The sequence below is a fragment of the Streptomyces sp. NBC_00385 genome (assembly GCF_035917155.1).
GTDB lineage: Bacteria > Actinomycetota > Actinomycetes > Streptomycetales > Streptomycetaceae > Streptomyces > Streptomyces poriferorum.
Genome location: NZ_CP107951.1, coordinates 43,771 through 67,716, shown reverse-complemented (window position 1 = coordinate 67,716; position 23,946 = coordinate 43,771). Strand labels below are relative to the sequence as shown.

21 protein-coding genes are annotated in these 23,946 nt (G+C 71.1%); 10 read left to right on the top strand and 11 right to left on the bottom strand.

Annotated elements, in window-relative coordinates; translation table 11 throughout:
• Nucleotides 1-21 precede the first annotated feature (21 nt).
• The 7 genes from OG959_RS00290 to OG959_RS00260 form a co-directional block, all read right to left on the bottom strand.
• Nucleotides 22-1,473 (bottom strand): Gfo/Idh/MocA family protein, encoded by a 1,452-nt coding sequence (locus OG959_RS00290; RefSeq protein ID WP_326655853.1) that lies wholly within the window; start codon nt 1,471-1,473, stop codon nt 22-24.
• A 216-nt stretch (nt 1,474-1,689) separates the two neighbouring features.
• Nucleotides 1,690-3,018, bottom strand: coding sequence for an MFS transporter (locus tag OG959_RS00285; protein ID WP_326655851.1), 1,329 nt, complete (start codon nt 3,016-3,018; stop codon nt 1,690-1,692).
• A gap of 228 nt (nt 3,019-3,246) precedes the next feature.
• Entirely contained in the window at nt 3,247-4,197 is a 951-nt protein-coding gene (locus OG959_RS00280; RefSeq protein ID WP_326655849.1) for a catechol 2,3-dioxygenase, read from the bottom strand.
• Between the two features lie 49 nt (nt 4,198-4,246).
• Nucleotides 4,247-5,317, bottom strand: a complete 1,071-nt coding sequence (locus OG959_RS00275) for a 4-oxalomesaconate tautomerase (RefSeq protein WP_326655848.1) — start codon at nt 5,315-5,317, stop codon at nt 4,247-4,249.
• A complete protein-coding gene (locus OG959_RS00270) occupies nt 5,314-6,030 on the bottom strand; it encodes a 4-carboxy-4-hydroxy-2-oxoadipate aldolase/oxaloacetate decarboxylase (protein ID WP_326655847.1) in 717 nt (238 codons plus the stop codon). The genes OG959_RS00275 and OG959_RS00270 overlap by 4 nt, the downstream gene beginning before the upstream one ends.
• Entirely contained in the window at nt 6,027-6,776 is a 750-nt protein-coding gene (locus OG959_RS00265) for a PIG-L deacetylase family protein (protein WP_326655846.1), read from the bottom strand. Before OG959_RS00265 ends, OG959_RS00270 begins: the two co-directional genes overlap by 4 nt.
• Nucleotides 6,777-6,821: 45 nt before the next feature.
• Entirely contained in the window at nt 6,822-7,475 is a 654-nt protein-coding gene (locus tag OG959_RS00260; protein ID WP_326655845.1) for a GntR family transcriptional regulator, read from the bottom strand.
• Nucleotides 7,476-7,728: 253 nt separating this feature from the next.
• Here OG959_RS00260 and OG959_RS00255 point away from each other — a divergent pair, with 253 nt between their 5' ends.
• Both OG959_RS00255 and OG959_RS00250 read left to right on the top strand, forming a co-directional pair.
• Nucleotides 7,729-9,489 (top strand): tannase/feruloyl esterase family alpha/beta hydrolase, encoded by a 1,761-nt coding sequence (locus OG959_RS00255; RefSeq protein ID WP_326655844.1) that lies wholly within the window; start codon nt 7,729-7,731, stop codon nt 9,487-9,489.
• Between the two features lie 175 nt (nt 9,490-9,664).
• A complete protein-coding gene (locus OG959_RS00250; RefSeq protein WP_326655843.1) occupies nt 9,665-10,087 on the top strand; it encodes a hypothetical protein in 423 nt (140 codons plus the stop codon).
• Here OG959_RS00250 and OG959_RS00245 read toward each other — a convergent pair.
• The gene (locus OG959_RS00245) at nt 10,066-10,842 is read right to left on the bottom strand and encodes a helix-turn-helix domain-containing protein (RefSeq protein ID WP_326655841.1); all 777 of its coding nucleotides are present in this window, start codon (nt 10,840-10,842) and stop codon (nt 10,066-10,068) included. The genes OG959_RS00250 and OG959_RS00245 overlap by 22 nt on opposite strands.
• Nucleotides 10,843-11,080: 238 nt before the next feature.
• On the opposite strand from OG959_RS00245, the gene OG959_RS00240 reads away from it, so the two are divergent.
• Entirely contained in the window at nt 11,081-11,908 is an 828-nt protein-coding gene (locus OG959_RS00240) for an eCIS core domain-containing protein (RefSeq protein ID WP_326666138.1), read from the top strand.
• A 75-nt stretch (nt 11,909-11,983) separates the two neighbouring features.
• Here OG959_RS00240 and OG959_RS00235 read toward each other — a convergent pair whose 3' ends face one another.
• Nucleotides 11,984-13,336, bottom strand: coding sequence for a COG1470 family protein (locus tag OG959_RS00235; RefSeq protein ID WP_326655839.1), 1,353 nt, complete (start codon nt 13,334-13,336; stop codon nt 11,984-11,986).
• A gap of 220 nt (nt 13,337-13,556) precedes the next feature.
• Between OG959_RS00235 and OG959_RS00230 the strand changes: the two genes are divergently transcribed.
• From OG959_RS00230 to OG959_RS00215, 4 genes are all read left to right on the top strand, one after another.
• On the top strand, nt 13,557-14,183 hold the full coding sequence (locus tag OG959_RS00230) for a response regulator transcription factor (protein WP_326666136.1): 627 nt from the start codon (nt 13,557-13,559) through the stop codon (nt 14,181-14,183).
• A 270-nt stretch (nt 14,184-14,453) separates the two neighbouring features.
• Nucleotides 14,454-16,475: an HYR domain-containing protein gene (locus OG959_RS00225; protein WP_326655838.1), complete on the top strand. Its 2,022-nt coding sequence runs from the start codon at nt 14,454-14,456 to the stop codon at nt 16,473-16,475.
• Nucleotides 16,476-16,491: 16 nt separating this feature from the next.
• Nucleotides 16,492-17,253: a DUF4255 domain-containing protein gene (locus OG959_RS00220; RefSeq protein ID WP_326655836.1), complete on the top strand. Its 762-nt coding sequence runs from the start codon at nt 16,492-16,494 to the stop codon at nt 17,251-17,253.
• Complete coding sequence (locus OG959_RS00215) at nt 17,250-19,313, top strand: ATP-binding protein (RefSeq protein ID WP_326655835.1); 2,064 nt, start codon at nt 17,250-17,252, stop codon at nt 19,311-19,313. Before OG959_RS00220 ends, OG959_RS00215 begins: the two co-directional genes overlap by 4 nt.
• A gap of 50 nt (nt 19,314-19,363) precedes the next feature.
• Here OG959_RS00215 and OG959_RS00210 read toward each other — a convergent pair whose 3' ends face one another.
• Nucleotides 19,364-20,230 carry a helix-turn-helix domain-containing protein gene (locus OG959_RS00210; protein ID WP_326655834.1) on the bottom strand — a complete coding sequence of 289 codons (867 nt, stop codon included), beginning with the start codon at nt 20,228-20,230 and terminating at the stop codon, nt 19,364-19,366.
• Nucleotides 20,231-20,344: 114 nt separating this feature from the next.
• Here OG959_RS00210 and OG959_RS00205 point away from each other — a divergent pair, with 114 nt between their 5' ends.
• The 3 genes from OG959_RS00205 (at nt 20,345) to OG959_RS00195 (ending at nt 23,230) form a co-directional block, all read left to right on the top strand.
• Nucleotides 20,345-21,043 carry an SDR family NAD(P)-dependent oxidoreductase gene (locus OG959_RS00205; protein WP_326655833.1) on the top strand — a complete coding sequence of 233 codons (699 nt, stop codon included), beginning with the start codon at nt 20,345-20,347 and terminating at the stop codon, nt 21,041-21,043.
• Nucleotides 21,044-21,176: 133 nt separating this feature from the next.
• Nucleotides 21,177-21,971 (top strand): alpha/beta fold hydrolase, encoded by a 795-nt coding sequence (locus tag OG959_RS00200; RefSeq protein ID WP_326655832.1) that lies wholly within the window; start codon nt 21,177-21,179, stop codon nt 21,969-21,971.
• The gene (locus tag OG959_RS00195; protein WP_326655831.1) at nt 21,968-23,230 is read left to right on the top strand and encodes a cytochrome P450; all 1,263 of its coding nucleotides are present in this window, start codon (nt 21,968-21,970) and stop codon (nt 23,228-23,230) included. Before OG959_RS00200 ends, OG959_RS00195 begins: the two co-directional genes overlap by 4 nt.
• Before the next feature lie 44 nt (nt 23,231-23,274).
• Here the strand turns inward: OG959_RS00195 and OG959_RS00190 are convergent, their stop codons facing one another.
• Nucleotides 23,275-23,880, bottom strand: coding sequence for a TetR/AcrR family transcriptional regulator (locus OG959_RS00190; RefSeq protein ID WP_326655830.1), 606 nt, complete (start codon nt 23,878-23,880; stop codon nt 23,275-23,277).
• Between the last annotated feature and the right edge of the window lie 66 nt (nt 23,881-23,946).

The following is a 23,946-nucleotide window of genomic DNA, read 5'->3' as shown; positions in this document are numbered from 1 at the left end:
CGTGCTCCTTGGAGGGGGAGGTCATGGGGCGACGGGGGGCATCTCGGTGGTGCGCGAGTCGAGCCCCATGCGCAGGTTGACCCACGAGCCACGGGTGAAGTCCGGAATCTCCACCGGACGCCCTTGGGCAGCGAGGGACTTGACGCTCAGCGGAACCGCCGCGCACCACGAGGCGGAGTCGTACACGTCGATGTCGGGGACGAGACCGGCCCGCATCAGCTGGACCGTGCGCCACTGCAGGACGTAGTCCATGCCGCCGTGACCGCCGTTCTCGGCCTCGTCACCGAGCTCCTTCCAGAGCCAGTGGTCGAACTCCTTGCGGTACGTCTCGAAGTCGCGCCAGGTGTCGCCGCTGTGGTCCGGCTCGAAGTAGACGCGGGCGTCGGTCGTCGAAGTGCCCGCGTAGTCCTCGAAGATGCCCCGGCTGCCGACCAGCGAGTTGATCCGGCTGTACGGACGGGGTGCGCTCACGGCGTGCTCGGCCCGGATCGTCCGGCCGTTCGCCGTCCGGATCTGACAGGTGACCAGGTCGCCGTTGATGTACGTCTCGTTCCAGGACGGGTGGGACTTCGGCATGAAGCGCTCGCGGTAGTCGGCGAGTCCCTTCGGCGCCGTCGCGGTGGCCGACAGCGTCGTCATCCGGTCGCCGCGGTTGATGTCCATGGCGGCGGCGATGGGAGCCAGTCCGTGCATGGGGTAGAAGGAGGCGGTGGAGCGCGTGTGCCACAGCCGACGCCAGGCATCGGTGTAGTAGGTGTCGGAGAACAGCAGCGCGCGCAGGTCGTGGAGGTAGCCGCCGTGACCGTTGGTGAGCTCGCCGAACACCCCCTCGTGGCCCATCTTGAGCATGGCCAGCTCATTGCGGCCGTAGCTGCAGTTCTCGGACAGCATGAGGTTCTTGCGGGTGCGCTCCGAGGTGTTCACGAGGTCCCAGAGCTCGTCGAGCTCGGTCGCGATGGGAAGCTCGACGATCACGTGCTTGCCGGCCAGGAGCGCGGCCTTGCCCTGCTCGTAGTGGAACTCCCAGGGCGTGGCGATGTAGACGAGATCGATGTCGTCGCGCTTGAGCATCTCGGCGTAACTGCCGTCGGAGCCGCCGAACTCCCGGGGGCGCGGCTTTCCGGCCGTGACGAGCCCGTCGGCGGTGCGCTTGGCGCGGTCGGCGCGGATGTCGCAGACCGCGGTGACCACACAGCCGGGGATCACGGACCAGCCCGTGGTCATCCCGGAGCCCCGGTTGCCGAGCCCGATCACCCCGACGCGCACGGTCTCGTAGGGCTCGAAGGGGACGTTGACCATGGACTTCTGACCCGCTGCCCGGCGGGGCGCGGCGCTCTCGGTGAGCAGGGAGGCGGCGGCGGAACCGGGAGCGGCCGACGCGGACGCGGCCGATCCGAGCCCGACGGCGAGCGCTCCGGTGGCCAGCGTTCCTCCCAGGACCAAACGGCGTGAGACTTCAGGGATTTCAGGCATGCGACAACGCTCCTCGTTACGCGACCGGCATCACTGGCGGGGACGACTCTCGCGGGAACGACGGTGACATGTCAAGAGTTGTTCACCGTCACCGAGTTTCGAGCATTAGCGAGCATGTGGCGTGCGAGAGTGGTTCCCGTGCGTGCGCGCGCCGGTGGGCCGATGAGATGTCTCCACTCATCGGCCCACCGGCACCCCTGCGCGCCGTGTGCCCGCTCAGGCCGTAGCCGTCACCGAACGCGCCGCGGGCTGCTCCGGGTTCCGCCGTGCCATGCGCAGACCGGCCAGGGTGATGAAGACCGTGGAGAACACGGCGGAAAGGGCGAAGGCGGTGAAGCCCCAGTCCGCGGCTCCGTTGGCGAGCAGCTGACCGCCCAGCCAGGGCCCGAACACGGCGCCGAAGCGGCCCATTCCGGAGGTCCAGCCCACAGCCGTGGCGCGGTTGGCGGAGGTGGAGTAACCGGCCACGGTCGCGTAGATCATCGTCTGGGCGCTGTTCAGGAACAGGCCGGTGACGAAGACGACCGTGAAGGTCAGTCCGAGCGGCATGTGGACGCTCAGCAGATAGACGCCGACGGCGGTCAGTACGAACCAGATCGCGGAGATGCGTGCCGCGCCGAAGCGGTCGGCGCAGCGGCCGGCGACGAGCATCCCCACGATTCCGCCGAGGTTGAAGACGACGACGAAGTTCAGTGAGGAGCCGAGTTCGTAGCCCTCGTTGCGCATCATGGTGGGCAGCCAGGTGGCGACTCCGTAGACGAGCAGCAGTCCGCCGAAGGAGGCCAGCCAGAACATCAGGGTCTGGATCCATTCCCTGCCCCGGAACAGCTGGGCGAGGGCGTACCAGCGGTCGCCGGCGGCCTGTGGGTCCTTCGTCGCCGGTATCTCCACGTCGTAGCGCGCCGCGAGATCATGCGCCTCGGTGGTGCGTCCCTTGGCGACGAGGAAGCTCAGCGACTCCGGCATGTACCGGGCGACGAGCGGCACCGCGATGACGAGCGGGACCACGCAGACCCAGAAGGCCGCACGCCAGCCGAGGGGCTCCACGATCCACAGGGCCACGTACGCGGAGAGGATGCCACCGGCGTGGTGGGCGGTCATCAGCGTGCCGATGACGAAGGCGCCGCGGGCGCGCGGGGCGTAGTCCGAGACCATGGTGATCGCGGTCGGCAGCAGACCGCCGAGGCCGAGCCCGGCGAGCGTCCGGCCCAGGCCGAACACGGTGACCGTGGAGGCTGCCGCGCAGAGGGCCGAGGCCAGGGAGAACAGCGCGGTGCAGGACATGATCATCTTTTTGCGCCCGATGAGGTCGGTGAGCGTGCCCGAGGAGAGGGCGCCGATCAGCATCCCGAACGTGGCGTAACTGCCGAGGTCGCCGGCCATGGACGGTTCGAGCCCCAGCGCGTGCTGCTCCAGCATGTGGGGCAGCACCGAGCCGTAGATGAACATGTCGAGGCCGTCGAAGAGCACGACCAGCCAGCACAGCGCGATGACCAGCATGGCCATTGCGCTGCCGCGGGCGGCCGGGGCGAGCGAGGAGGACATCGTTGTTTCCTCTCGTCCGGGAGGAGAGTCCCTGGAGGTTGGGAAGAAGGGGCGGTCGGCGCGGCTCGAGCCGCCGACCCGGCGCGAGGCGAGATGCGCGCTCGCGGTGATGGCCTTGACGGTAGAAACACCGGAAGGGCATGTCAACGCTTTTGTTGACAATCTTAGAAACAATGTGGCCCCGGTCCGGGCGCGCTGCCGGACCGGGGCCGAACGAGGCGCCGGACGTCAGCCGACCGGCGGCGTTCCGTGGGTGTGGAACGACTCGATGGTCCGCAGTCCCCAGGCCTGTCCCTTGGCGCGCTCGGCCTCGGTCCAGGTGATCAGAGGCCAGTCGGGGGCCAGCACGAGGCGGGTGAGCGGGTTGCACAGCTCGACGCGGTTGCCGCCCGGCTCGTAGACGTACAGGAAGAACGTCTGCTGGATGGCGTGCTTGTGCGGACCCGTCTCGATGAACACGCCGGTGTCCAGGGCGAGATCGGCGGCGCGCAGGATGTCCTCGCGGGTGTCCGCGGCGAACGCGATGTGGTGCAGCCGGCCGCTCGACCCGGTCCAGTCCTCGGTGTAGACGATGTCGTACGACTTGTTGGTGAACGTCAGCCACTGGGCCGCGATCCGGCCGCTGTCGAGCCTGATCTGCTCGGTGGGGCGGGCGCCGAGAACCTCGCGGTGGAAGTCGCCGTTGGCCGCGACGTCCGCGCCCAGGAAGTTGACGTGGTCCAGCCGGCGTACGCCCACGCCGCGGCCCGGTTTGGCCTGGGGCTGGTTCTTGAGCCCCGGCCGCAGTCCGTCCGGCGCCTCGTACCACTCGCTCTCCCAGTACAGGGCCAGTTCGTGGCCGTCCGGGTCGGTGGTGACGTACAGCGGACCGATGCCCGGTTCGTCCTCGACCCAGCGGCCCGGCCGGCCGGCCGCCTCGACGGCCTCGATCCGGCGCCGGAGCGCGTCGGCGCTGGAGGCACGGAGAGCCGTGCGGCGGATCCCGGGGACGGAGTGGGCGGTGAGCGTCAGGCTGTGGTGCTCGTAGTCGTCCCAGGTCCGCAGGTACACGGAGTCGCCGGAACGGCCGTTCTCCGTCAGGCCGAGGAACTCGGTGAAGAAGCGGACGCTGGCGTCCAGGTCGGGGGTGAGCAGTTCGACATGGCCGAGGTGGGCGATGTCGCCGAGAGGCGGGGTCATCTGCAACTCCTGGAAGTGCGGGAGAGGGAAGGAACGTGTGGGGTGCGGGTCAGACGGGACGGGGGAAGACCGTGCCGTCGAAGATCTTTCGCGCGGTACGTACGACAGCGGTGCGGCCGGCCCGCGGCAGGGCACCACCCGCGCCCCGCTCGACGGCCGACTCGATGTCGAGGAACCCGGTGGGATGCTCTATGCGCAGCCGGTCCCCGTGGGCGGGCAGCCGCGCCACGCTCTCCCCGACGCCGCCGGCGACGCGCAGCCCGGCGGCCACGCTCGCGGCGCCCAGCACCCCGATGGACGTGTGGCAGCGCACCGGGATGAACGTGCGCGTCGACACCGCGCCGCCGTACCGCGGCGGTGCCAGCAGGCTGATCTTGGGCACGGTCGCGTCAGTGACGTCGCCGAGCCCCATCAACGGCCCTGCTGCGAGGCGGATTTCGCGGATCCGGCCCGCCAGAGCCGGGTCCGCTTCCAGTTCCTCGGGACTCTCGTAGCCGGTCAGGCCCAGTGCGGAGGCGGCGACCAGGACGGTCGGCATGCCGTTGTCCACGCAGGTCACCGGGGTGCCGGCCAGTGTGTCCCGGGCGCTTCCCGTGGGCAGCAGCGGACCGCCGCCCGGCGGGAACCCGATCACCACCGGTGCGGCGGTACCCGGCACCCCGGAGATCTCGGCCGCACCTTCGTAGGAGATCCGTCCGTCCGGAGTGGGGAATGTCGCGGTGGCGAGATCCCCCGTGTTGAGCATGCGGATCCGCACCGAGGTCTCCGCCCGGCCGGGGGTGACGAGACCGCGTTCGACGGCGAAGGGGCCGACCCCCGCGAGGAGGTTCCCACAGTTCTGACGGTCCGACACCTCCGGTGTACCGACTCCGACCTGGAGGAAGAGATAGTCGACGTCGGTGTCGGGGCCGGCTGACGGACGCACCACCGCCACCTTGCTGGTGAGAGGGTGCGCCCCGCCCAGGCCGTCGATCTGGCGGGTGTCCGGACTGCCCATGATCCGCAGCAACAGGGCGTCACGCAGGTCCGGTTCGGCAGGCAGGTCCGCCGCGAGGAAGTAGGCCCCCTTGGAGGTGCCGCCGCGCAGGAGCAGGCAGCGCACCCCGGCGGGCGCGGTCACCGCTCCGGCCCGGAGGTGTCCGCGGCGTACTCGTCGTACGGCTGGTACCGGACACCGAGGCGTACCAGCGTCTCGCGCAGCCCGTACCGGTCAAGACCCAGTTGTCCCTCGGTGAACGCGGCGCGCGTGGCCTCCTCCTTCGCCGTGCGCGCCTGCGACAACTCGACGGCATCCGAGGCCCGTTCGCGCGGCACGCACATGACACCGTCGTCGTCGGCGAGGATCACGTCACCGGGACGGATGATCCGGCCGCCGATCGCGACCGGCACATTGACCGATCCGCCGGTCGCCTTGACCGTCCCCTGGGCGCAGACCGCGGCCGACCAGACGGGGAAGCCCATCGCGCGCAGCTCGGAGGTGTCGCGCACCCCGGCGTTGGTGACCAGACCGCGCACGCCCCGGTACCGCAGCGCGGTGGCGAACAGCTCGCCGAACATTCCGTCGGTGGAGGGCGAGGTGGTGGTGACGACGAGGAGGTCGCCCTCGCCGCACTGCTCGACGGCCGCATGGATCATGAGGTTGTCGCCGGGCCAGCTGAGCACCGTGACCGCGGTGCCGGCCACACGTACGTCCTGCTGGATCGGGCGCAGGTGGGAGCCCAGGAGGCCGGTACGGCCGAGTGCCTCGTGCACGGTGGCCACGCCGTAGCCGGCCAGGGCCCTCACGTCCTCGGCGGACGCCTTCGGGGGACGGGTGACGATGACGCCGCTCATGCCAGCTCCCCGGTGACCTGCGGGTAGGGGCGCATGTACGCCTCGGCCCAAGTGGCGTGCGGAAGTCCGAGGTTGGGCCCGGCGTTCCGCTTGAGCTGGACACCGCGCCGCTTGCCGAGATCCGTGTAGTACTCCCACAGGTGCTGCTGCGCGCCCAGGCACTCCATGGCCTTGCGCTTGGTCTCCCAGACCTCGGTGATGTCCAGCAGAACCTCGGGCACGAACCCGCACATCTCCGGCTGGTGCGGTTCGAAGAAGAACACCGGGGGAGCCCCGATGATCTCGCCGTCGGCCGGGTAGCCGATCGCCTGGGCCAGGACCCGCGCGTCCAGCGCCATGCGGGCGGCCGCCGGGTGGTCCCCGTTGTACGGGTCGGTGAGGGGATGGGTGAGGACCACGTCCGGCTGCGCCTCGCGGTAGACGGCCACCAGCCGGTCGGTGAGCTCCGGGGTGACGGGCAGCGGGTAGTCGCCGGCGTCGAAGAAGACGATGCCGGCGCCGAGCGCCGCCGCGGCGCGCTCGGCCTCCCCGCGGCGGATCGCCTTGATCTCCGCCAGCTTCTTGCCCTCGCGCCACGCCTTGGCGGACTCGCCCCGCTCACCGAAGGTCAGGCACGCGATGGTCACCTTCTCGCCGCGGGAGGCGGCGAGGGCTATGGCGCCGCCCGCCCGCCATACGAAGTCCCCGGCGTGCGCGGTGATCACCAGCGTCGATCGTGGGGTGGCGGGCACCTTGCCGTGCGTCATTGCGAACTCTCCTTGGTGACAGGTGTGCTCCCGCCCCGAGTCGCGTCAGTCGTCGCGCAAGGCGTCGATCACGCTGCCGAGGTGGGCGCGGACGGCTGCTTCCGCCGCCTGCGGGTCCCTGGACGTGATCGCGTCGATCACGGCCAGGTGCTCACTCAGGGACTTCTGCGGACGGCCCGGCCTCAGTGCCAACTGGAACTGATGGCGCACGAGTTGGCCGTTCAGCCGCTCCAGCAGTCCGACAGCCGTCCGCTGGCCGGAGAACTCCCGGATCAGCGCGTGCAGTCGGTGGTTGAGCTCGGAGTAGGTCATCGGCTCGCCGTCGGCCACGGCCTTGGCCATGGCCGCGCCCGTCTCCGCCAGCTCGGCCAGCTGCTCCTCGGTGGCCCCCGCGGCCACCTTGGCGGCGCAGAGTCCTTCGAGGACCATCCGGCACTCGGTGATGGCGACCGCCTCCTCCTTGGTCACCACGCGGACGCGTGATCCGCGGTTACGGATCCGCTCGACCAGCCCTTCGGATGCCAGCTCGAGAAGTGCCGCCCGGATGCTGGCCCGGGTGACACCGAACTGCTCGGCGAGTTCGTCCTCCACCAGCCGTTGGGCCGGTGCCATCTCCCCGCGCAGAATCGCCTGCCTCAGCTCCCCGAGCGCGTGCTGCTTGGCCTGCTCTCCGGAACTGGGACGCGCTTCCTTCGGCATCAATGCCCTCCCTGAGTGAGTGCCTGTCGAACGTAAACTTACGCCAACAGGATTGTCAACAATCTCGTTGCCAAGTCTTGCGCGAAGATCCGGGCGGGACTACGTTCCTCGCCGTAGCGCCGCCGGGGAGCCGGACGGCCGGCGGCGTCCCACGCGTCAAGGCGTGTCCGCACCCTCCCGGCACCCTTCCCGCACGTACCCACTGGACGGCTTACGGGCACAGGCCCGGGCCGCGACCGAACGGAGTCCGGGTATGCCCCTGCCCTCACGCTGGTTCCGAAGGAAAACGCCTGCCGTACTGGCCACCCTCGCCGCCGTCCTCGCCCTTGTCGGCGGGACGGGCATGGCGTCGGCCGACGGCACGACCGGCAACGCCCCGGCCGCCGCTCCGGCACCGGCCGTAACCGGCGCGTCCTCCGGTACCGCACCCGCCCTGCCCTGTTCCGGCATCGCCTCACTCGACCTGGCAGCCGACGTGCCGGGCGTGCCCTTCGAGATCAGCTCCGCGACGGAGCTGGCCGCCGGCAACAACACGCTCGGGAACTGGGCGGCCTGCTACGTCAAAGGTGTCATCGCCCCGCAGATCCACTTCGAACTCCGGCTGCCCGAGAGCGGCTGGCAGTCCAACTACCTCCAGGTCGGCTGCGGCGGCCTCTGCGGAAGCGTGAACACGGGCAGCGCCCCCGCCGCCGCCGGCTGTGTGCCGTTGACCGACGGAGCCTTCGCCGTCGCCTCCAGCGACGAAGGGCACTCCCAGGGTGGCGGGCTCTTCTCCACCGACCCCACCCTGCGCGCCGACTTCGGATACAAGTCCGACCACCAGCTCGCGCAGGCGGCCAAGGCCGTCATCAAGAAGTACTACGGGCGGGCCGCCGCCCACTCCTACTTCGACGGCTGCTCGCAGGGCGGCCACCAGGCGCTGACCGAAGCGCAGCGGTACCCGGACGACTTCGACGGCATCATCGCCGGAGCCCCCGCCAACAACTTCACCGCCCTCAACACCTTCTCGCACGCCTGGACGGCCCAGTCCGTGTTCCTCGACGGCGGCCCCGCCACGCTCACCACCGCCGATCTGACGCCGCTGCACGAGGCGGTCCTCAAGGGCTGTGCCGCCACCGACGGAATCATCGCGGACCCGCTGGGCTGTACCTGGGATCCGGCCACCCTCACATGCCGGGCAGGCCGGACCTCCACACCTGGGGACTTCTGCCTGACCGCCGACCAGGTCACCACACTCCACCGGATCTACTCGGGCCCCACCGACCGGCACGGCAAGCTGCTGTACCCCGGCTACCAACTCCGCGGCTCCGAACTCAACTGGGCCGGCGTCATCGTGCCGGCCGAGGCCACCGGGACCACCGGAGACATCAACTTCGTCAGGGAAACCCTCCGCTACCAGGTCTTCGACAGTCCGCAACCCACCCTGACCTACCAGGACATCGAGTTCACCGAGGCCTATTACAAGAAGATCGTCCGGCCCAACGAGGGCATGTACGACGCCACCGACCCGGACCTCAAGGCGTTCAAGGCGACCGGAGGCAAGCTGATCCTCTGGCACGGGCTCGGCGACCAGCACATCCCGGCCGTCGGCACCATGGCGTACTACAAGGCCGTGCAGAAGGCCATGGGCGGCACGGCGGCGACGGCGGGCTTCGCCCGGCTGTTCCTCCTCCCGGGCGTCGCGCACTGCGGCGGCGGCCAGGGCCCGGACGACTTCGACGCGCTGACCGCCGTCGTCGACTGGGTCACGAAGGGCGACGCCCCCGACAGCCTGATGACGACGTCGGCCGACAGCACCGGGAAGGTCACGGCCACCCGCCCCGTCTACCCCTTCCCGTACGTCGCCGAGAACACCACCGGGGGCCCGGACGACGAGGCGGGCAGCTACACCCCCGTCACGTCCACCGCCGAGGCGGGCCTGACGCTGAACTGGCTCGGCTCCTTCCGCTCCGGCTACGAGACCGTCGGCAACTGGGCCGACGGCAAGTGGGTCGTCACCAAGGGCAAGGCCTGACCGGATGGTGACGTGATCGCCGCCGACGCGTGACCTCGTGCGGTGCGGCCCCGCCCCCGGGGTCGCACCGCACGCCAGGCTGCTCGCAACCGCCCATTCCCGGCAGGGAAGTGCCGCTGCGCCGTGCCCGGCGCAGGATCTCGTCCGAAGCGATCCACCGGGTAAGGAGTACGACGTGACCGAGACCGACCCTCAGGACCTGGCCAACCGGTACATCGCCCTGTGGGTGGTGCCGGATGCAGCCGGACGCCGCGCGGCCATCGAGCAGCTGTGGGCGGAGGACGGCATCCATTTCCTTCAACCACCCGTGGAGATGCGAGAGGTGGCCGCAGGACTGGGCTTCGACCGCTCCACCTTGCAGGCCCAGGGGTTCGACGCGTTCGAGACCCGAGTGGCGCGAAGTCACGAACAGTTCGTCAAGGAGGCGGGTCTCAACTTCCGTTCGGGGAACGACGCCATGCGTCTGCACGACATGGTCAAGTTCTCCTGGGAGACGGTGTCCACCGGCACCGGCGAAGTGGTCGGTGGCGGTCTGGAGATCCTGGTACTCGACGAACACGGCCGGATCAAGGCCGACTACATGTTCCCGGGGGCCTGATCCGCCACCGGTCCGGTCGGCCGGGCCGCCGCCGAGAGGGCCTCCGCCGTCTCCTGGTCGGCCGGCAGGAACGCCTCGAGTCTCAGCTCGGCGAGTGTCACGTCGATGGCGGTGGCGAACGTCGTCACCGTCGTCATCAGGCGCAAATCGCCGAACGGCGAACACAGATGGAGAGGAACCGCGAATCCGAGCTGCCCGGCGGACGGCTCCAGACCGGGAACATACCCGGAGAGTTCGTCACGCAGGTCCCCCAGGTGACCGAGGCCGGCCAGGATGTGACGCGCCCACTCCGCGAGGTTGCGGATACGGGGAGCCACCCCGTCGGGGTGAAGGGCGAGTCGGTAGACGTTGCGGCCGGGGCCGACCAGTTCGGGAGCCGCGCCCTCCGTGATCAGACCGAAGGCGGAGTTCGCGGCGATCAGGTCACCGGCCCGGTCCACGACGATGGCGGGACAGGGCAGATGGCCGCGCAGAATGCGGTCGATCGCGGCCCGCACAGGGGCCAGTTCCGGACCGTTGAGCGAACTCTCCGGGTAGGCGGGCGCGTACCCGGCGGCCAGCAGCAGTTCGTTGCGCTCGCGCAGCTCCAGCTCCAGCGACTCGGCCAGACGCACGACCATGGTCCGGCCGGGAGCGGACCTGCCGGATTCGATGAAACTGAGGTGGCGCTGAGTCGTGCCCGCGCGCAGCGCCAGGTCGAGCTGGCTGAGACGGAGACGAGTGCGGCGGTCGCGTAACGCGCGGGGGAAGTCCACGGGCCCGTTGTACCGGTGCCGGAGGATTCAGGTCCATTCCCCCGAGGGAATGGACCGCGGTCCTGACGTGCGGGCAGGGGGCCCGTTCGTACCGCCCGGCTGCCCCAAGAGGCAGGGCCGGATGCCCCTGGCCCGTCAGGGGCGGGCTGGACGGGGCAGGGGCCCGGCCGTGAACGTGGAAGACCGGCAGGAGGGCGTGGTGCGCGCGCCCACGACGGTGCGGGTCAGGGAGACGGCGATGAACGCACAGGACCACAGCCAGCAGGACGAACAGGACCACCACGGTCCGGCGCGGGAGAGCGGGCACGACCACGAGCACCTGCACGGCGAGGCCCCCGCGGTCCCGGACGCCCGCGGCACCCGGGCGGACACCCACCACGTCTTCCGGGCGGCGGCCACCGGCCGGGCGGACGTGCTCGGAGCGGCCGGCATGGGCGTGCTCCAGCGGAGCGTCGGCAACGCCGCGCTCGGCCCCGTGCTTCAGCGCTCCAGGGCCGGAATGCCGGAACAGTCCGAGGAGGAGCCGCGGTCGCCGGTCCACGACGTCGTCTCCTCGGGCGGCGGCGCCCCACTGGACACCGAGACGCGCACGGATCTCGAGGCCCGGATGGGAGCGGACTTCTCCGACGTGCGCATCCACAACGACTCCTCCGCCCACGAGTCGGCGAAGGGCGTCGGCGCGCACGCCTACACCGTGGGCAACAACGTGGTCTTCCAGCGCGACGCGTACGACCCGTCCTCACCGCAGGGCCGGACGACGCTGGCCCACGAGCTGACCCATGTGATCCAGCAGCGCAGCGGTCCGGTGGAGGGCACGGAGGCCCCCGGAGGCATCCGGGTCAGCGACCCCTCGGACCGCTTCGAGCGGGAGGCCGTCACCAACGCGGACCGGGTCCTTTCGGATCCCGCTCCGGCCGCCGCCCCGGTCCCGCCGTCGGCCGCCCCGGCCGTGCAGCGGGCCGCCACGGAGGACGAGGACGAGCAGCCGGCCGATGTGCAGGGCTCGTTCGTCCAGCGGGCGGAGGAGAAGGGCCCCGAGGAGGAGGAAGAGGCGCCACCGGCCTGAGCGCGTTCGCCCGCGCCCGGTGGGTGGGGACGGGCGGGGGCCGTCCGGCGATGGAGGACGGACCCCGCACCCCCGTCAGCCCGCGGAGTCGGCCCGCATCGTGCCCCCCAGGAACAGCGACTCCGAGCACCGTGCGGGCGTGCGGGCGCCCACCGGCTTGCCGACCTTGCGGCAGTCGATCGTCATGGTGACCTTGCCGCCCGCCGGGACGAGGATCGGCGTCACGAAGTGGTAGTCGGAGTCACGGAAGTTCTCCAGCCCGAGACTCAGCACACTCGAGTTCGTGCCGGCCGAGATGACGACGGTTCCGGCGTCACCCTGCGGGTTCTGCACGACGATGTCGGTCAGCTGGAAGGTGTGGCCCTTCGGCACCTGGAGGGCGGTCGCGGCATTCGTCCCGCCGCCCACCGAGTCCCTGACGCGGACCTGCGCGCTCGTCGGAGTGGCCGTCCCGTCGTCCGTCCCCGTCCCCGCACCGGCCTCCGCCTCCGCGGACGGGCTCGGCGTGGGCGTCGAGGCGCCGGCGCCCGCGTCCGCCCCGGCGGTGTCACCGGCCCCGCCGTCGGCGCCCGCCCCCGCCGTATCGCCGCCGTCCGGTGCCTTGCTCTTGTCGGCGGCGGCTGCGGAACGTACCGCCTCGGGTGTGACCGCCTCCCGCGCCGCGGACTTCACGGCCGGACGCAGCAGCGCGTACCAGATCCCGGCCAGGGCGATCAGCAGGACGGCGGCTGTGACGAGCGCCCGGGGCAGCCAGCGCGGCAGCAGGGGCTCCTGCTGGTAGGAACCGTCCACGAGCACCGGAGCCACCGGCTCCTCGCCCTCGGCCACCTGGGTGGCGGCGAAGACCTGGAAGGGATGCGTCAACGGCGTGCCGCGCCACATCCGCTTCGCGGGCCTGACCCGCAGCCTGCCGAACTCCGCGTGCCCGGGCGCCACCTGGAGTTCTGCCACGTCGAACGCGACGCGGGCGAGCTCGGTCCCCGGCTGCGCGCCCAGCCGGACGGTGACCGGCGTGTTGCCCCGGTTGTCGACAGCGAGCTGGTGCCGTCCGCGGCGGGAGCCGTGCGAGCTGCGCGGGACCAGCTCGGCCGTCGTGGCCGTGAACGGCAGCACCGTCACCCGGCCTTCCGGCACGACCGTCTCGCCCTGCTCACCGGTGGGCACCACCCGGATCCCGAAGGGTGTCTCGCCGGCCGGTACGGTCGCGTCCCGGGGCGGGCGCAGCATGAGCGAGACGGTCCGGGTGTCGCCCGGATACAGCGACAGCACCGCAGGCTCCACCGCCGACCATGCGGCGCACGCACCGACCACCTCGAAGCGGTACTCCTCGACCGTGGCGCCGGAGTTCCGGACCTGTAGGGGAACAGCCGTCTCCTCGCCCGGTGCGGCGCTGACGGACGATGCGTCGAGACTTGCCGTGAGACTCATATGGCGGACCGTAGAGTCGTCGACGCCGTCGGACATTGGCCTCGAAGGAACACTTTCGGGCAGATCCCATGCCCCTGACACCCTTTTAGTTTTCTTTTCAGTAAACAAGGGCATCTTCTGACCGCCTCATGACCAATGGGGCGGACAAATACGGCTGCGAGGCGTGTGCTTGTTGTGGCCTTCCAGCTGTTGCCCAAGGGGGAGCATCGGCATGGAACGCATGGAACGCACCACGGTCGCGTTACGGGCCCAGGATCCGATCTCGCAGGCCGGAGTGGCCAGCCAGCTGAGGACCCGTCCCGAGGTCAACGTGGTGGAATGGGGCGAGGACGACTCCGCCCCCCAAGTCGTCGTCATGGTCGTGGACACGGTGGACGAGGACGTGCTCACGACGCTGCGCCACGTGCAGCGCACCAGCGACTCGCGCACCGTGCTGGTCACCACGGAGATCGACGAACAGAAGCTGGTGAGTGCGGCGGAGTGCGGGGTCGTCGGGGTGATCAGGCGGGCGCAGTCGACGCCCGAACACCTGGTGCACGTCATCGAGACGGTGGCGCGGGGCGAGGGCCACCTGCCCTCCGACCTGCTCGGCAGGCTCCTCGCGGAGGTGGGGCGGCTCCAGGGTCAGGTGCTCGGGCCGCGCGGACTGCACTTCACCGGACTCGCGGCACGCGAGGTGGACGTGCTGCGGCTGGTGGCCGAGGGATACGACACCGCGGACATCGCCACGAAACTCGCCTACTCCGAACGCACGATCAAGAACGTCCTGCATTCCGTGATGACCCGCCTCCAGCTGCGGAACCGGTCCCACGCGGTGGCGTACGCCTTGCGGCAAGGGCTGATCTGAGGACTCGGCCGGCCCCCTCCCACGGTCTTCGGCCGGCCCTTCCCTGCCCGGGCCCCGGTGGGGGCAGGGTGCGCTGTTCCGCGGGCCTGCCCCAAAGGGCAGCGCCGGCTTCCCGGGGAAGTGACTCGCCTCCCGCTGCGATATCCGGGCACCTGCGGGACGGTGTCGGCGCTGTTCTTTCGGTGGGAGGTACGGGTGCGGGGGAGTGATTCGGTGCGGGCGACCGGGCGGACGAGACGGGCGGGCGGACATGCCGGTGCGCGGCGTTCCGTGGCGCTCGTACTGATGTTGCTGGCCGCCGGTCTCGCGCCCGCCTCGGCCGGTACGGGCGTGGCCACGGCCGTACCGGTGCCGCCCGAACCCTGGGTGACTCCGGCGAGCCTGCACGAGGCGCTCGACCCGGGAGGTTCGACGGGGGTGGACAAGGCAGTGCGTACACCGGCCATTCCGCCGATGCCGGATGTGGTGCTGCTGGTGGACGGCACGATGAGCATGCCCGTACCCATTCAGCAGGTTCAGGAAAACTTTCCCGCCATTTCCGAGAAGATCCTGAACGAGCAGCCCGACACGCATTTCGCCGTCGCCACGTTCGGCGACCAGGAAGTCGATCCGGGCGCCGGGTTCAAGGTGCTGCAGGAGCTGACGGATGACGTCGGAAAGGTCCAGGACGGCGTCGACGCACTGGAGGCGGACATGGGGGGCGGCAGTCGCGGACCCTCCGAGGACTGGATCAACGGGCTCTGGCAGATCGCCGGCGGGGCCGGTGGCAAGACGGTCTTCCGCGAGGGGGCCAACCCGGTCGTCGTGCTGATCGGGGACGCCTCCAGCCACGCGCCCAGCAACGGCCACACCATCGACGACACGATCTTCGCCCTTCAGGACAAGGGCGTCCGCGTGATCGGCATCGACCTGGACAGCCCGATCGGCGACGGCCTGAACGGCAACGGGGACGCGGGTGACCCGAATTACGTCGAGGACCCGCCGACCACACCGGGGCAGGCGACACGCATCATCGAGGCGACGCAGGGGCGTCTGCTGGAGGAGATCCAGCCCGACGCGGTCGCCCAGGCCATCATGGACGGATTCGACAACCTGCCCACCTCCGTCGGCTACCGGCTCGACAACTGCGACCCCCACCTCACCGTCACCCTCGACCCACCCACCCGACAGCTGACCAGCGGCGAGACCGCCCACTTCGCGGAGACCGTCGACGTGTCGGCCGACGCTCCACAGGGCACCACCCTCACCTGCACCGTGCAGTTCCTGCTCGGCACCCAGGCACCGGGGACGGACACGATCGGGCCCGCCGCGGCGGCCGATCCCGACTTCCAGCAGCAGATCAGCATCGACGTCAACGACATCGCCGCCCCCGTCGTCACGGTGGACGACCGGATCGCCTGGCCCGACAACGACGACGGAGCACGGATTCGCTACCGGGTGACGGCGACCGACGCCCAGGACGGCACGCTGCCCGCGACCTGCACCCCCGCGTCCGGTTCCTTCTTTCCCGTCGGAACGACCACGGTCACCTGCTCGGCCACGGACGCGGCGGGCAACACCGGCACGGACACCGCACGGTTCGAGGTGCTGCAGCCCCCGCCGCAGCCCGACCCCCCGTCGCCACCGGGACCGGTGCCGCCCTCGTCGGAGATCGCCGTCAAGGCCGACGTCAGCCCGGACCGTACGTACGTCACTCGCCCGGCCCGCGCCCGCTTCACCGTCACCAACGCCGGCCCGGACACGGCAGGAGGAGTCGTCATCGGCGCGAGCTGGCCGGCCCCGGAAGAAGGCAAGGACCGGAGCCTGCAGATCCTCACCCGCTGCACGGCGGCCAAGCCCTGCACCATTCCCGCGGGCGGCCGGATCGAGGTGACGCAGACGGCGACGTACCGGACGGCGATCACCGGAGACGTACGGGCCACGGTGCGCGGCACCGTCCCGGACCGCAGCACGGCCGACAACCGGGACACGGACCGGCTGCGCGTACTGAAGCCCTCCCTCACCGTGACCCCGCAGGTCGCCAGGCCGGGGCAGCCCGTACTGGCCCGCGGCAAGGACTACCCGCCCGGCGAGACCGTGAACCTCACGTGGAACCTGGGCATTACGGCCGACCGGTCCGGGGTGAGGGTGGGCCGCGACGGCACGTTCGAGGTGCAGATGCTGGTGCTCCGCAAGGACACCCTCGGCCCACGCGTCCTCCGGGCTGCGATCCGCCGCCTTCCCCGGCTGGAGAAGCCGGTCCTCGTGGTCCAGCGCAACCTGCAGCCCCCCGACTTCAAGGGCCGGACGTGAGAGGGGTGACCAGCGGATGATCCACGAGGTGGACGACGTACTGCGCTCCCTGATCCGGGCGGAGGTGCTCGAAGGCGGCCAGATCGCAGTCGTCTTCGACGCACCGACCCGGGAATGGGCGGCCAAGGTGAACGCTCCGATGGTCAACCTCTACCTCTACGACATCCGCGAGGACATGCGACGACGGGAGCGCGGACTCCACAACGAGTACGACGAGCGCGGGACCGTCGTCGCGCGACGCCGCCCGCCCCGCTACTTCAAACTGTCCTACCTGATCACGGCATGGACGAAGCGCCCGGAGGACGAACACCGACTGCTGTCCTCCCTGCTCGCCTGCCTGCTGGCGTACGAGGCCCTGCCCCCGGAACGCCTGGCCGGGACCCTCGCCGGGATCGGGGCCGCCGTACCGATGTCGATCGCGCTCCCACCGCCGGAGGACCGTTCGTTCGCGGACGTGTGGAGCGCCCTGGGCGGTGAGCTGAAGCCCTCGCTGGACCTGGTGGTCAGCGTCCCCGTGACCGCCTCGCCGACGTACACGGCGGGCCCGCCGGTGGGGGAGGAAGGTCTCCGGGCACACTTCGGGGACGTACCACCGGCCTCGGAACCGCCACGCGATCCGATGCCGGGCCGGGGCGGCCTTCCGGTGTACGGAAGCCGCCCGGGACGTCCGGCACCCGAGACCGCACCAGGCCCCACGGCATCGCGCCGGGGCCTCGCTCTCCGCATCACCGAGAACCGGCGCAGCCAGGACGGCCGTACGGAGGACAGCACCGCATGACATCCCCGGGCCACCCCGCCGAGGACCTGAACCTGCGCCACCTCCTCGCCCGCGCGGTGGGCGTGGAGCAGCGCATCCGCCACGCGGTCGAGGCCCGGCGGTGTACGGACCCCGACCCCGAGGACGCGTTCCGCGGGCTCTACCTCACGGACGAGAACATCGCTCGGCTGCTGGACGTCGAAGGGGCACGGGGCTTCCCGGAACCGATGGGGACGGACGCCGCCCCGGCAGCGGACGGCGACTCCCGTATCGCCTCCCTGGAGGCCGGCTTCGGGCTCACCGCGCTCGACATCGAGATCCTGCTCATCGCCCTCGTACCGGATCTGGACGAACGCTTCGAGGCGTTCTACGGCTACCTCAACGACGACGTGACCCGCCGCCGGCCGTCCATCGGCCTGGCGCTCGGCCTGTGCGGCCTGTCACCCGCCGATGCGGTGGCGCGGGGCCGGCTGGCCGCCCGCGCACCGCTCCGCCACGCCGGGCTGCTCCTGGCCGAGGACCTGGACCGCCCGTTCCTGAGCCGGGCACTGCGCGTCCCGGACCGGGTCACCGCCCACCTGCTCGGCGACGACACCCGGGACCCGCGCCTCGCCGATCTCCTGGCGCCCTGGCACGCGGTGGAGGGCGTCGGCGACCCCGTCCCCCTGGCCCGGGTCCTCGCCGACGGGCTCCCCCTGGCCTACCTGAGCGAGGACCAGGGCGGCGCGGGCACAGCCCTCGCCGCATCGGCGCTCGCCCTCGCGGGCCGTGGCGTCCTGGGCCTGGACCTGGCCCGCCTGGCACAGGACCCCGCGCCGGCCGACGCGGTACGTTCCCTGGTCCGCGAGGCCCGGCTGACCGACGCGGGCCTGGTCTGCGCACCGCTGGACGCGCTGTCCCGCGAACACCCGCACCTGCTGAGGCTCCTCACGGCGACGCCCGTGCCCACGGTCATCGTGGGCCGGGCACCGTGGGACGCCTCGTGGTCGACGGTCCCGCCCCTGCTCCTGCACGCCCCCAGGGTGGAGCCGTCGGCACGCGGCGCCCTGTGGAGCGACGCGTACCGCCGTGCGACGTCGGCCCCCCTCCCCGCGACAGTCGACCCGGACCACCTGCTCGCCCCCTTCCTCCTCACTCCGGAACAGGTCACCGGCGCGGCCCGCAGCGCGGCCCAGACGGCTCAGCTCGACGGCGGAACGCTCACCCCCGGCCACGTACGCCAGGGAGCCCGCGCCCAGAACGCGGCCGGCCTCGACCGCCTGGCCCGCCGCATCGAACCCACGGTGAACTGGCACGACCTGGTCCTCCCGCCCGACGCCCACGCCCAGCTCCGCGAACTCACCGCCCGCGCCCGCCACCGCGACCGGGTGCTGGGGGAGTGGGGGATGCGCCCGGGAGGAGGCAGGGGCCGAGGTGTATCGGCCCTCTTCGCGGGCGACTCCGGAACGGGCAAGACCATGTCGGCCGAAGTGATCGCGGCCGACCTCGGCCTGGACCTCTACACCGTCGACCTGGCCACGGTCATCGACAAGTACGTCGGCGAGACCGAGAAGAACCTGGAGCGCATCTTCACCGAGGCGGCGGGAGTGAACGGCGTCCTGCTCTTCGACGAGGCGGACGCGATCTTCGGCAAGCGCTCGGACGTCAAGGACGCGCACGACCGCTACGCGAACGTCGAGAGCGCGTACCTCCTCCAACGCATGGAGTCCTTCGACGGCCTGGCCATCCTCGCCACCAACCTCCGCGCCAACCTCGACGACGCCTTCACCCGCCGTCTGGACCTGGTCATCGACTTCCCGGTCCCGGACCCGGAACAACGCCTGCTGCTCTGGGAACGCTGCCTCGGCCCGCTGCTCCCGCGCGGCACGGACCTCGATCTCACGTTCTGCGCCGAGAACTTCGAGCTGGCGGGCGGCAACATCCGCTCGATCGCGGTGACGGCGGCGTACCTGGCGGCGGACACGGGGGGCGCGGTGACGATGACGACGCTGATCCACGCGATCCAGCGGGAATACCAGAAGCTGGGACGGCTGACGCTGGCTTCGGAGTTCGGGCCGTATCTGGGGCTGGTTCAGGGGTGAGGAGGGAGTTCGCGCTCAGGCCGGGCCAGGTCGGGTGAGGTCATGTCATGTCATGTGCGTGGGGTGGCAGGTGATCCGGCGAGAGCGGTGAGCTGGAGCCTGGTCTCGTCCGCGCTGCCGGGCACGGCGGTCATGATGACGATCTTGAGTTCGGAATCGCCGTCGGTCAGGACGTCACAGTCCACCGTGACCGGTCCCACCGACGGGTGGTCGACCGTCTTGTGGTCCTCGCGGTGCGCGGCCACCGCTCCAGTCGCCCAGAGCTCGGCGAACCTCCGGTTGCCCGCGTTCAGATCGCGGATCAGCGCGGCCAGGCGGCTGTCCCGGGGGAAGCGGCCGGTGGCGCGGCGCAGATCGGAGACGACGGCGGCATCGGTGGCGTCACGGTCCGCCTCGGTCACCGGCCATCGCGCGAGGTGGGCGGGGCCGGCCCCCACCGGGAACCTGTCGCGGGCGAAGTTACGCAGCCGCGGCAGCGAGGCTGAGGGGTCGCCCAGCAGGGCTGCCCACCCACGGTTCCACCACACGAGTTGCCAGTCGGCCGCGAACACGGCTACCGCCACGTCCCCGAGGCGGGTGAGAACCCGCTGCATCCCGGGCGGGAGATGGTCGCAGATCGCGCCGTCCACCGGCGGCGCGAGCCGGCTCAGCCGGTACAGGTGATCCCGTTCGGCGGTGGACAACTGGAGCGCGCGTGCCAGCGACGCCACCACGGACACCGAGGGCGTCGTGGCCCGCCCCTGCTCCAGACGCACGATGTAGTCGACGGAGACACCGGCCAGGTCAGCCAGCTCCTCGCGCCGCAGTCCGGCGGCCCGCCGCCCACGGGCCACCGGCAGCCCGGCGGCCGACGGGGGCAGCCGGTCGCGCCACGTGCGGATCATCGCACCGAGCCCGGATTCGGGTGTCGTCGACATGACCTCCATAATCCCGCATCCCCGGCGGTGCGTGCGGGCGCGAAGGTGGTACAGGTCTTCCTACCGTCGAAGCGTCCCTGGTGCGCTTCCCCCGGCGGGCGGACCATCGACCGCATGACGATCACTTTCATCACCGGAGCCAACAAGGGTCTCGGCCGCGAGACCGCCCGCCGCTTGATCGAGCACGGCCACACCGTCCTCGTCGGAGCGCGCGACCGCGAGCAGGGCACGGAGGCCGCAGCCGCGCTCGGTGCACGCTACGTCCCCATAGACGTGACCGACGACGCGTCCGTGGCGGCCGCGGTCGCGAACGTCGCCGAGCACGAGGGAAGGATCGACGTCCTGATCAACAACGCCGGCGTGCACGGCCCCGCGGGCGATCCCAGCGGCCTCACCGCCGCCGACGCCCACGCCGTTCTCGACGTCAACGTCATCGGCGTCATCCGAACCACCACCGCGTTCCTGCCACTGCTGCACCGCTCGGACGACCCCGCGATCGTGAACGTCAGCAGCGGTACGGGCTCCCTCGCTCTGACCCACGACCCCGAGCGGCCCGAATCGCACGTCATCGCACCGCTCTACACCTCCTCCAAGGCAGCAGTGACGATGTTGACCACGCAGTACGCCAAGGCGCTCAAGGGCATCCGCGTCAACGCCGCAGACCCCGGCTACACCGCGACGGACCTCAACGGTCACAGCGGCCCGCAGACCGTCACCGAGGGCACGGACGCGATCGTCGCCCTCGCCACGGAAGAGCCCGGCGCCGGCACCGGACGCTTCGTCTCCCGGCACGGCGAGATCGCCTGGTCCTGAAACCGCTGCGCGGGTGAGGCCGCAACGACCGCCTCCGCGTGTGCCCTTGCGCGGGCCGATGGATACCGCCACGGTGGGCGGGCGGACGGGCTGTTGACCGACAGATCCCCGCCGCACTGCGACGGGAGCCGGTGTGACCGCACTGTCTGTTCTGCCCCATGCCCTGCACGGCGACGGCCCGCACAAGGTGATCGCGGTGCACGGCTGGCTCGCCGACCGCTCCGCGTACGACCCGGTGCTGCCGGACCTCGACGCCGCTTCGTTCCAGTACGCGGTGGTGGATCTGCGCGGCTACGGCGAGGCGAGTGACGCGGACGGCTCGTACACGACGGCCGAGGGCGCCGCGGACGTGCTCACGCTGGCCGACCGGCTCGGCTGGGACCGGTTCTCGCTGGTCGGCCACTCGATGGGCGGCTCCGTCATCCAGCGGACGGTGGCCGCCGCGCCGCAGCGGGTGCGCAGAATCGTCGGAGTGTCACCGGTTCCCGCGTCCGGCCTGCCGCTGCCGCCCGAGCAGTGGGAGCTGTTCGCCGGGGCGGCGCAGACGCCGGACAACCGTCGGACCATCCTCGACATCACCACCGGAGGCCGGCGACCGGCGGCCTGGCTGGACCGCATGGTGCGCCGCTCGGTCGAGTGCAGCGACGCGAACGCGTTCCGGGCGTGGCTGGACTCCTGGGCGGGCGAGGACTTCCACGACCGGATCGAGGGATCGCCCGTACCGGCGCTGGCCGTGGTGGGGGCGCTGGACCCGGCCCTCTCCGCCGATCTGCAGCGCGCCACCTGGATGCGCTGGTTCCCGCGCTCCGAGCTGGCGGAGCTGCCTTCGTGCGGCCATTACGCGATGGACGAGGCGCCGCTCGACGTGATCCGGGTGATGGAGGACTTCCTGCGGGCGGACGCGGAGGACGGCGGGGCGACGGCGTGAGCGCGCCGGACGTGTTCGACCCCAGGCAGTACGGGCGTGGCATCCCGCACGACCGCTACCGCCACCTGCGCGACCACGACCCGGTCGCCTGGCAGGAAGAGCCCGAAGTGCTGGGCTGGTCGGCGGGCCCGGGCTTCTGGGCGGTCACCCGGCACGAGGACGCCGTCCGCGTACTCAAGGACTCGTCGACGTACTCCTCGTATCTGGGCGCCACCCAGATCCGCGACCCGGACCCCGCAGACCTGCCGTTCATCCGCCGGATGATGCTCAACCAGGACCCACCGCACCACAGGCGGCTGCGCATGCTCGTCAGCCGCGCCTTCACCCCGAAACGCATGGACCGCTTCGAGACGGTCGTACGCGAACGGGCCCGCGCCCTGCTCACCCGGGCGGTCGCCGAGGCGCGGGCAGGAGACGGCACCTGCGACCTGGTCACCCAGGTCACCGACGACTACGCGCTGCTCAACCTCACCGACCTCCTGGGCGTCCCGGACACCGATCGCACGCTCCTTCTCCACTGGACCCAGCGCGTCATCGGCTACCAGGACCCGGACGAGGCAGGAACGCCGGCACTCGGCCCGGACGGGAAGCCGGTCAACCCGCGCTCCCCGGCGTCGCTGCGCGACATGTTCGACTACGCGCACACCTTGGCGGCACACAAGCGCGAGCACCCTGCCGACGACGTGATGACAGCCCTCGCCACCGACCCCGAACTGACCGCGCCCGAGCTGGAGATGTTCTTCTTCCTGCTGGTGGTGGCGGGCAACGACACGGTGCGCAGCGCAGCCCCCGGCGGCCTGAGCCTCCTCGCCGAGCACCCCGAGGCGTTCGACCGCCTGCGCAACGGCGAGGCCGCGTTCACCACAGCCGTGGACGAACTGCTCCGCCGCCACCCACCGGTTCTGACGTTCCGCCGCACCGCCACACAGGACACGGACCTCGCGGGCACACGCATCCGCGCCGGTGACAAGGTGGTCGTCTTCCACGCCTCGGCCAACCACGACGAACGCGTCTTCCCGGTCCCGTTCACCCTGGACCTCTCCCGCTCCCCGAACCCGCACATCTCGTTCGGCGACGGCCCTCATGTCTGCCTGGGCGCGCACTTCGCGCGCCTGCAGCTGCGCGCGTTGTACGAGGAGGCGTGCCGCGTACTCCCGGCAGGGCCTCTTGAGCTCGCGGCCCCACCGCGCCGCCTGGTGTCGAACTTCATCAACGGTCTGAAGTCGCTGCCGCTGCGGGTGGCCGTGTCCGATGGGTGACGACAGCGTCCCCTGACATGGGCCGGCGAGGATGCGCCGCTGCGCTACGCCTTGCCCGACCCGAGCTGTGACGCCTGCCATCCGTGAATGAGGAGATCGAACACGGTCTCCACGGCCGCGAGCGGATCGTGCCGGGTCGCGGCCAGGACCGGTACCTCCAGGACGAACCGTGCGAGTGCCGAGCAGGCGAGATCATCGGCCTCCCGGCCGAGCTCAGCCGCGATCGCGGCGCTGAGCGCGCCCGCGTGCCGCATCCACATGCGCTCCCAGTACTCGCGCAGCGCGGGCGTCTGCTGCACCAGTGCGGCGAACCGCTCCCGACGAGGATCGGCCTCCAACTGGACCCAGGAGGACAGTGCGTGCGCGCGGAGCGCTTCGACCACGCCCTGCCCCCCGGGCCGTTCGCGGACGGCGGCGGTCAACGCGGCTTCGACTTCCGCTTCGCGGTCGAAGACGAGCGCCTCTTTGCCCGGGAAGTGCGCAAAGAGTGTCGTCGTCGACACGTCGGCTCGCTCGGCGACGTCCCGGACGCTCACTCGTTCGTATCCGTGCTCCAGGAAGAGCTCCAGGGCGGCGTCGGCGATGGCCTGCCTGGTCGCGGCCTTCTTGCGCTCGCGGCGACCAACGGGAACGGGCGGGGTATCGGGCATGCCACCACTGTACCCGATACCTGAAACAAGGCAGAAACTTGAACGATTGCAGTTTCTGACTTGTTC